The organism is Rhodococcus sp. R1101, from assembly GCF_000278445.1.
Lineage (GTDB): Bacteria > Actinomycetota > Actinomycetes > Mycobacteriales > Mycobacteriaceae > Rhodococcus > Rhodococcus gordoniae.
On record NZ_AJVB01000184.1, the window covers coordinates 1 to 7,085 of the forward strand.

A 7,085-nucleotide genomic window follows, 5' to 3' on the forward strand; every position below is an offset into this window, starting at 1 on the left:
CGCACGGAATCCGGATCCCTGGCCTCGACGGCGGCGATCACCGGGATGCCGAGTTCGTCCGCCACCTCACGGGCGGCGCGCTTGTCGCCGAGGACGCGCAGCGCCTGCGGGGACGGTCCGACGAAGGTGAGCCCGGCATCCGCGCAGGTCTGCGCGAAGGCGGCGTTCTCGCTGAGGAATCCGTAACCCGGGTGCACGAGCGTGCACCCGGTCGCCCGGGCGACGCCGACGATCGCGTCGGGGTCGAGATAGGCGGAGGGACCGGTGCCCGGAAGGGCCTCGGCTCGCGTGGCGGCGCGAACGTGCGGAGCGTCGGCGTCGTCCGTGGCATGAACGGCGACCGTGTCGAGTCCGAGGTCTCCGGCGGTGCGGACGATCCGCAACGCGATCTCACCCCGGTTGGCTACGAGCAACATCGACGATCCTTCCCTCGGCAGCGGCTGCCTCCACAATTACTACCGAGTTCGGAAAGGGCAAGATCATCGATCGACGGTAATCGAGCCGGTGGCGCCGATACAGGCATTCAGCGACGGCCTTCTGCCCTTCGTCGGTACGATTCGAGCCGGTTCGTTGCGCGGGCCGAGGCGAGATCACGGTCAGCGGTGACAGATTCCGCATCTCGCGTCCCACCTCGTCGTCGGAGAGCACCACGTGCCGGATCCAGTCGAGATCACCCGTTCGCGACCGGTGCACGACGATGCGTCTCACGCGACGACCACGGGACGGTACCGCAGGGCGCGGCCGAGACCGAGCGCCATCGATACGGACGTGATCGAGGCCGTCGCCATGATCGCGGCGAGCACCACCACTTGGAACCGTCCGGCCTCGACCGGTGACAGCCCGCCGAAGATCGCGCCGACGAAGGCTCCGGGCAGGGTCACCAGACCGGTGGTCCTCGTCTGATCGGTCGACGGGATCATCGCCGTGTGCACGGCGAACCGGGCGGGTGAGAGCGTCGCCTGCCGCATGGTCGCGCCGAGCGCGAGCCAGCCCTCCACCTCGGACCAGTGGTCGTCGACGGTGTCGTGGAAGCGGCGACCGGCGAGGGTCGCGACCGTCATCGTGTTGCCGATGATGATGCCGCCGAGCGCGAGCGCGTAACGCGGGGTGGCCTCCACCGCGCCGGTGGCGAAGACGACACCCGCCGAGACGAGCACGCCGGTCAGCATCGCGGCGGCCGTCACCCCGCGCACGACGGCGTCGCTCCCGATGCGTCGGCAGGCCGTCCACCACGCGACGGTGAACATCACCACGAGCACCACGGCGACCCAGCGGGCGTCGGCGATGACACCGGAGAGCACGACGCTGATGAGTGCGAGCTGGATCGCGCCGCGGGCGATGGCACCGACCGGCGCGAATCGGTGCGGGGCGCGGAACGCCCACAGGACCGCCGTCGAGATCGCAGCAAGGGCGAGGACACCGACGATCGTGCGGATCAGGACGGACGGGTCGATCACGGGGTCGACGTTAACGACCCCGTTCGCCGGATGCCGCCCTATCGACGCTCGGGCGCGGCGTGCGGAAGATCCGCGGCGGACGCCACCGGCCAGCGCCGCGGGTCGGGACCGAGCTCCCGGAGCTGCTCGACCTGCTCGCGGCACCACACCGACACCTCACGGCGTCCCTCGACGACGTCCTCGGAGAACTCCCCCCAGTCGACCCATTCGGTGTCGTGCACCTCCGACGGCTCGGGGGTGGGCTCCGGTCCGTCGTACAGCACCCGGAAGACGGGGCAGATCTCGTTCTCCACGATGCCGTTGTCCATCACCGCCCGGTATCGGAAGGACGGCAGGACGACCTCGATGTCGTGCACCTCGAGTCCGAGTTCCTGACCCAGCCGGCGGCGCACGGCCTCGGTGAGCGGCTCGTCCGGAGCCGGGTGGCCGCAGCAGCTGTTCGTCAGGACACCGGGGAAGGTCGACTTGTCCAGGGCCCGCCGGGTGAGCAGAACGTGTCCGTGGGGATCGAAGACGTACGACGAGAAGGCGAGGTGCAGCGGGGTGTCGGTGGTGTGCACCGTCGCCTTCGGCTCGATTCCGACCGCGCGGCCTGCGTCGTCGAGCAGCACGACCTGTTCCATGTGATGTCCTGTTCTGTATTCGTGTCCGAATGCCGGCTCGGCCGGGCAGGTGTCACCGGTCCTGCGGCGCGGTGACCACTCCCAGTCTCGACCGTGTGCGCAGTGTGGTCCAACCGGCCGAGGCCAGCTGGGGTGCCGCCACCGACAGGCGCCGGCGCCGCGACACGCGTGCGCGCTGGTGGAGTACCCGGTATCCGCTCTCCTCCACCGCTCTCAGGATGTCGCCGTAGAGCACGAAGGCGGTGCGCATCGCGGGCCGCACCTCGGGGTCGAGCAGGTCGATGCCCGGTTCGGCCACACGGTAGATCGAGCGGGTGTGCGCGATCAGATGCGCCAGGGCGCGCTCGAGCCGCACGTCGCGCTGCCCCGTCCTGCGGCAGTGCCACAGCAGGTCCTCGTCCACGTCGAAGGCGGCGAGTGTGTCGGTGGGCAGGTAGATGCGGTCGCGGTCGAGGTCCTCCCCCATGTCGCGGATGAAATTGGTGAGCTGGAAGGCCTCACCGAGTGCGGCGGCGGGAGCCTCGGCGCGCTCGCGTTCCGTCTCGGTCCCCAGGATGGGCAGCATCTGCAGTCCGATGACGGCAGCCGAGCCGTACATGTACTCCGACAGCTCGTCCATCGTGCGGTACCGCGAACGGAACAGCTCGGTGCCGGGGATGTCCATCCGCATCGAGCGAAGGAAGGCGTAGTAGTACTCGTGCGGGATGTCGTACCGCTGCGTGGTGTCGACGAGCGCTCGTAATACGAGACCGAATTCGTCGTAGGTCGGCGGTCGGCCGCCGAGCGCATCGGTGAGCCGGCGTTCGAGCGCGTCGAGAACCGGTGCCGCGTCGACCGGTTTCACGTCGACGATGTCGTCGACCATCCGCGCGAATCCGTAGAGCGCATGCACCCCGGCACGTTTGGACGCCGGGAAGACACGGGTCGCGAGGAAGTAGGTCTTGCCGTGGCGCCGGTTGAGCTCACGGCACAGCCGGTACGCCTCGTGCAGGCCGGGATCGATTGCGTCGAGTTCACCCATGAGCCGTCGCACCCATTTCCATCGGGACCGGCACCGGCGTGGAACCGGTGGAGTTGCTACCCGAGATACGTTCCGCGGCAAGCCGACCCGAGATGATCACGGTCGGGACGCCGACTCCGGGCGTGGTGCCCGACCCGGCGAGAACGAGATTGTCGACCCCGGGCACGAGGTTGGGTCGGCGGAAGGGACCGGTCTGACGGAAGAGGTGTGCCGCCGAGAACGGGCTGCCGTCGAGCATCCCCTTGTCCGCCCAGGTCTGCGGGGTGTCGAGATGGTCGATGCGCATGGCACTCGTCAGATTCCGGTAGCCGCGACGCTCGAGGACCTGCTGGATCTCCCGCATGTACGGCCTTCCCAGACGGCCCCAGTCGAGAGGCGCGGACGCGAGATTCGGGCACGGCGCCAGCACCGAGACCGGCTCGCACTCGACGCCGCTCCGCACGACCCGCAGGGACGGATCGGTCACGGCGGGTCGCGTGATGAGCAGCGACGGATCCGCCATCAACCGGCCGTGACCGCGCGGCGCCGTGATCCGGGCGAAGGTCTCCGACCACTCGGCACCGAAATCGATGGTGTGGTGGGAGTCCGACGGCCAGGCCCGGGTCACGTCGGTGGGCACCGTGCCGTGGAAGACGACGGCGGACGGCGACGCGACCGTCGCGCTCCGGCTGCGTCGGCGTGGCAGGACCCCGGCACGGAGGAGCAGATCGTCCACCACGGGCAGATCCGCGGTGAGGACGAAGGCGTCGGCGGTGAAGTACCGGCCGTCCGCGGATCGCACGCTTTCCGCGTGGCCGTCCTCGACGCGCAGTTCCGCCACGTCGATCCCGGTGTGCACCGTGCCGCCGTTACGTATCAGGGCGTCCGCCATGGCAGCGGCGATGGCGGACATGCCGCCCTTCGGGAAGTAGACGCCGAGCGAGGTGTCCATGTGGGCGATGGCGCCGTAGACCGCGAGGGCCGTCGCCGGGGCGGTTCCCGCATAGAGCGCCTGGAAGGTGAAGATCCGCCGGAGCCGGTCGTCCTTCACGAAGGACCCGACGCGTGCTCCGAGGCGACCGAAGCCGCCGAGCCGGACCAGGTTCGCGGTGTCCCGCAGCGCCGCGGGCGTCGATACCAGGTCGAGCGGCGAGTCGAAGTTGGAGTCGATGTAGCGGTCGAACTCGGCGTCGAAGATCGACGCGAGCCAGCGGCGCAGCCGCCGGTATCCGCCGGCTTCGTCGGGGCCGCACACCCGCGCGATCTCGGCGGTCATCTCGTCCGGATCGGCGTACACGTTCAGGGCGGTGCCGTCGGCGAAGCGCGCGTGGTAGCCGGGTGCGAGCGGGGTGAGGGCGAGCGCCGGGGCGGTCGAGTCGAAGGATTCACCGACGGCGGCGAGCGCGTCGGCGATCAGGTCCGGCATCGTCAGGACACTGGCCCCGTTGTCGATGTCGTAGAGATGCCGGCCGTCCTCGAAGACCGGGTACGTACCGACGCGACCGCCCACCGTGTTCTCGCGTTCGAGGACGGTGACGCGCTTGCCGGCTCCGGTGAGATGGAGCGCTGCGGACAACCCCGCGAGGCCCGCCCCCACCACGACGACGGACTCGGCGGGGCCACTGACGGATCTCATGCCTTCCCTCCCTGTACGCGTGGCGTCACCTGCTCCACGCGGGTGCGCGCTTCCATGAACAACTGGAGAAAACCTACGGACGGATGCGGGTGCCGGTTGTCGTCGGGCCGGGCTTCGGATGGGTGCATGTCGGTGTTCCTCTGGTCGCCGCCGGAGCTGTTCGGGTGTCGTATCGGTTCTTCTCGGTCGGTTCGGGTGACGGCCCTCACGCCGCCTCGTCCCGTATTCGGAGCCGGGTGGCGGGCGGATGGGTTCGGTTCCCGGATCTCTGCTCGACCGGTCCGGTCCCTTCCTTCGAACGGCGCGATACGGTCGACATATGGCTGCCCGCAAGACCGCTGTGCTCCGACGCCCACCGGAGACCGACGACTATCTCTACGAACCCACCGAGCGCCGGATCAGGGGTGAGTGGTTCGGCCGGACCGTGGTCGACAGCAGCCGGGCCGTATTGGTGTGGGCACCGGGCAAACCCGTCCCGTTCTATGCCTTCCCCCGTGAGCACGTCCGGCTCGACCTGATCTCGGCCTCCGTGTCGCCCAGCCGATCCCGGCAGGACGTGTGGCAGTGGTACGACATCGTCGTCGGCGACCGGCGGGCCTATTCACCCGTCTGCCAGCTCGACGTCGACGGGCTCGACGACCGCCTCGTCTTCCAGTGGTTCCGGTGGGGTGAGACGGGGCCGGGCGAGGACCTCGACGAGGGCGAGCGGTGGTTCGAGGAGGAGACCGAAGTGTTCACCCATCCGCGCGATCCCTTTCACCGAGTCGACGCATTGCGCAGCTCGCGCCACGTGCGCGTGACCATCGGCGACGTCGTGGTCGGCGAGACCCGCAATCCTGTGCTCGTGTTCGAGACCGGCCTGCCGACCCGCTACTACCTGCCGCCCGAGGACGTCGACTTCTCGGTGCTCGCGGAATCGGAATGGCGGACGAGCTGCCCCTACAAGGGCATCGCCCGGTACTGGTCGTTCTCCGGCACGCCGCCCGAGGACAACGTCGCATGGTCGTATCCCGAGCCGTTCCCCGGCATGGAGTTCATCGAGGGATACGTGTGCTTCTACGACGACGCCGCGGAGATCACGGTCGAGGAGTGAGGACGTGAGCAACCGTCATCGGCGCAACAGATGTGTGACCAGACGGCCACCTTCCTCGAGCGACATGTGCGGCAGATAGGCACGACCGACCGCGATCCCGATGGCCGGCAGCGCCGCCGGGTCCGGGAACACCATGTACAGCGGCCGGTAGCGGGGCTGGAACTTCGCCTTGAACGCCAGCAACGAGCGGAATCCGTAGACGGGTTCGAGAGTGCGGCCGAGCAGATCGAGCAGGGCGTCGAAGGCCCCACGGTCGAGTCCGGACGCACCGTCCACGCTCGCGAGCGGGGCACCCGACAAACTCAGGAATTCGAGGCCCTCCTCTGCGGCGGAGCGTGCCGCGGAGGCGATGAGGAATTCCATCGCGGGCCGGAACCCGTCCGAACGGCGCCGCATGAAGTCCAGTGTCAGACCCACAGCCTCCCCGTCCCGGTAGACCGGCATCCACGACGTGACGGCATGGACGTGCTCGTTCGCGTCGACCGCGAGCAGCAACCGGACTTCGGGGTCCCGCAGTTCGGCGAGTCCTCCGAGCGTGAATCCCATCTCCGGCAGTCCCTTGTCGGCCACCCATTCCTCGGAGATGTCGACGATCTGCTCGGTCACCGACAGCGGCGCGGCGGCGAAGGTGGTCCACTTCGCTTCGATCCCGTCCTTGGCGGCACGGTTGAGCGCGGTCCGTACGTCCTGGAACTTCTTGCCCTTGAAGGCGAGATCCGCGAGATCGACGACGGTCTCCTCGGCGACCTGCAGACAGGTCCAGCCGTGCTCCCGGGCGATCGCTGCGGTGTCCTCGCCCACCGTGTAGAAGCACGGGGTCCATCCGTTGCCGAGGCAGTAGGCCGCGAACTCGTCGATCGCTCCGGTCAGCGACGAGCGCTCACCGATCGGATCGGTCGTGGTCAGCGCGACGCCCGAGTGCACCCGATACGCGACGGCGTGCCGGCCGTCGGCGCTGAACCAGTACCGGTTTCCCGCCCAGGTCGTCATCCACGCCATCGAGCCGCCGCCCGGACAGTGCAGGAGTTCTCGCACCCGCTGCTCGTCACCGAGGTCGACCCCGAGCGGCGGAACGAGGAAACTGCGCAGCATCAGGGCACAGAAGACGACCCAGACGATCACACCGGTCCACTCGAACAGCAGGGTGGCCGCGGTGTCGAGTGGCATCACGGGAGGCTCGAAGAGCTGGAGACAGACCGGTGGAAGGAGCCGGCGGGGAGCGTCGCGGAGCAAGGTGCCGACGCCCGGATCACGGTCGAATCCGTCGGCGGCCAGC

At 69.0% G+C, this 7,085-nt stretch carries 8 protein-coding genes; 1 reads left to right on the top strand and 7 read right to left on the bottom strand.

The window, feature by feature from the left end; translation table 11 throughout:
- From R1101_RS26625 to R1101_RS31310, 6 genes are all read right to left on the bottom strand, one after another.
- Positions 1-416 (bottom strand): biotin carboxylase N-terminal domain-containing protein (locus R1101_RS26625; protein WP_037223220.1); only part of this gene is annotated, 416 nt, incomplete at its 3' end.
- 288 nt (positions 417-704) lie between these two features.
- The gene (locus R1101_RS0112870) at positions 705-1,457 is read right to left on the bottom strand and encodes an ABC transporter permease (RefSeq protein ID WP_016933827.1); all 753 of its coding nucleotides are present in this window, start codon (positions 1,455-1,457) and stop codon (positions 705-707) included.
- A gap of 38 nt (positions 1,458-1,495) precedes the next feature.
- Positions 1,496-2,080, bottom strand: a complete 585-nt coding sequence (idi, locus tag R1101_RS0112875) for an isopentenyl-diphosphate Delta-isomerase (RefSeq protein ID WP_016933828.1) — start codon at positions 2,078-2,080, stop codon at positions 1,496-1,498.
- Between the two features lie 52 nt (positions 2,081-2,132).
- Positions 2,133-3,101, bottom strand: a complete 969-nt coding sequence (locus R1101_RS0112880) for a phytoene/squalene synthase family protein (protein ID WP_016933829.1) — start codon at positions 3,099-3,101, stop codon at positions 2,133-2,135.
- Positions 3,094-4,716 (bottom strand): phytoene desaturase family protein, encoded by a 1,623-nt coding sequence (gene crtI, locus R1101_RS0112885; RefSeq protein WP_026003214.1) that lies wholly within the window; start codon positions 4,714-4,716, stop codon positions 3,094-3,096. The genes R1101_RS0112880 and crtI overlap by 8 nt, the downstream gene beginning before the upstream one ends.
- Positions 4,713-4,844, bottom strand: coding sequence for a hypothetical protein (locus R1101_RS31310; RefSeq protein WP_269726633.1), 132 nt, complete (start codon positions 4,842-4,844; stop codon positions 4,713-4,715). Before R1101_RS31310 ends, crtI begins: the two co-directional genes overlap by 4 nt.
- A 191-nt stretch (positions 4,845-5,035) precedes the next feature.
- Between R1101_RS31310 and R1101_RS0112890 the strand changes: the two genes are divergently transcribed.
- Positions 5,036-5,809: a DUF427 domain-containing protein gene (locus R1101_RS0112890; RefSeq protein WP_016933831.1), complete on the top strand. Its 774-nt coding sequence runs from the start codon at positions 5,036-5,038 to the stop codon at positions 5,807-5,809.
- A gap of 15 nt (positions 5,810-5,824) precedes the next feature.
- Here the strand turns inward: R1101_RS0112890 and R1101_RS0112895 are convergent.
- Positions 5,825-7,085, bottom strand: a 1,261-nt coding sequence (locus R1101_RS0112895) for a bifunctional lysylphosphatidylglycerol flippase/synthetase MprF (RefSeq protein ID WP_016933832.1), incomplete at its 5' end; no start/stop codon positions are given.

Bases quoted from the DNA above. Each gene is read 5' to 3' on its own strand.
- idi (WP_016933828.1), bottom strand. From the start codon at position 2,080: ATGGAACAGGTCGTGCTGCTCGACGACGCAGGCCGCGCGGTCGGAATC.
- R1101_RS0112880 (WP_016933829.1), bottom strand. From the start codon at position 3,101: ATGGGTGAACTCGACGCAATCGATCCCGGCCTGCACGAGGCGTACCGG.
- crtI (WP_026003214.1), bottom strand. From the start codon at position 4,716: ATGAGATCCGTCAGTGGCCCCGCCGAGTCCGTCGTCGTGGTGGGGGCG.
- R1101_RS31310 (WP_269726633.1), bottom strand. From the start codon at position 4,844: ATGCACCCATCCGAAGCCCGGCCCGACGACAACCGGCACCCGCATCCG.
- R1101_RS0112890 (WP_016933831.1), top strand. From the start codon at position 5,036: ATGGCTGCCCGCAAGACCGCTGTGCTCCGACGCCCACCGGAGACCGAC.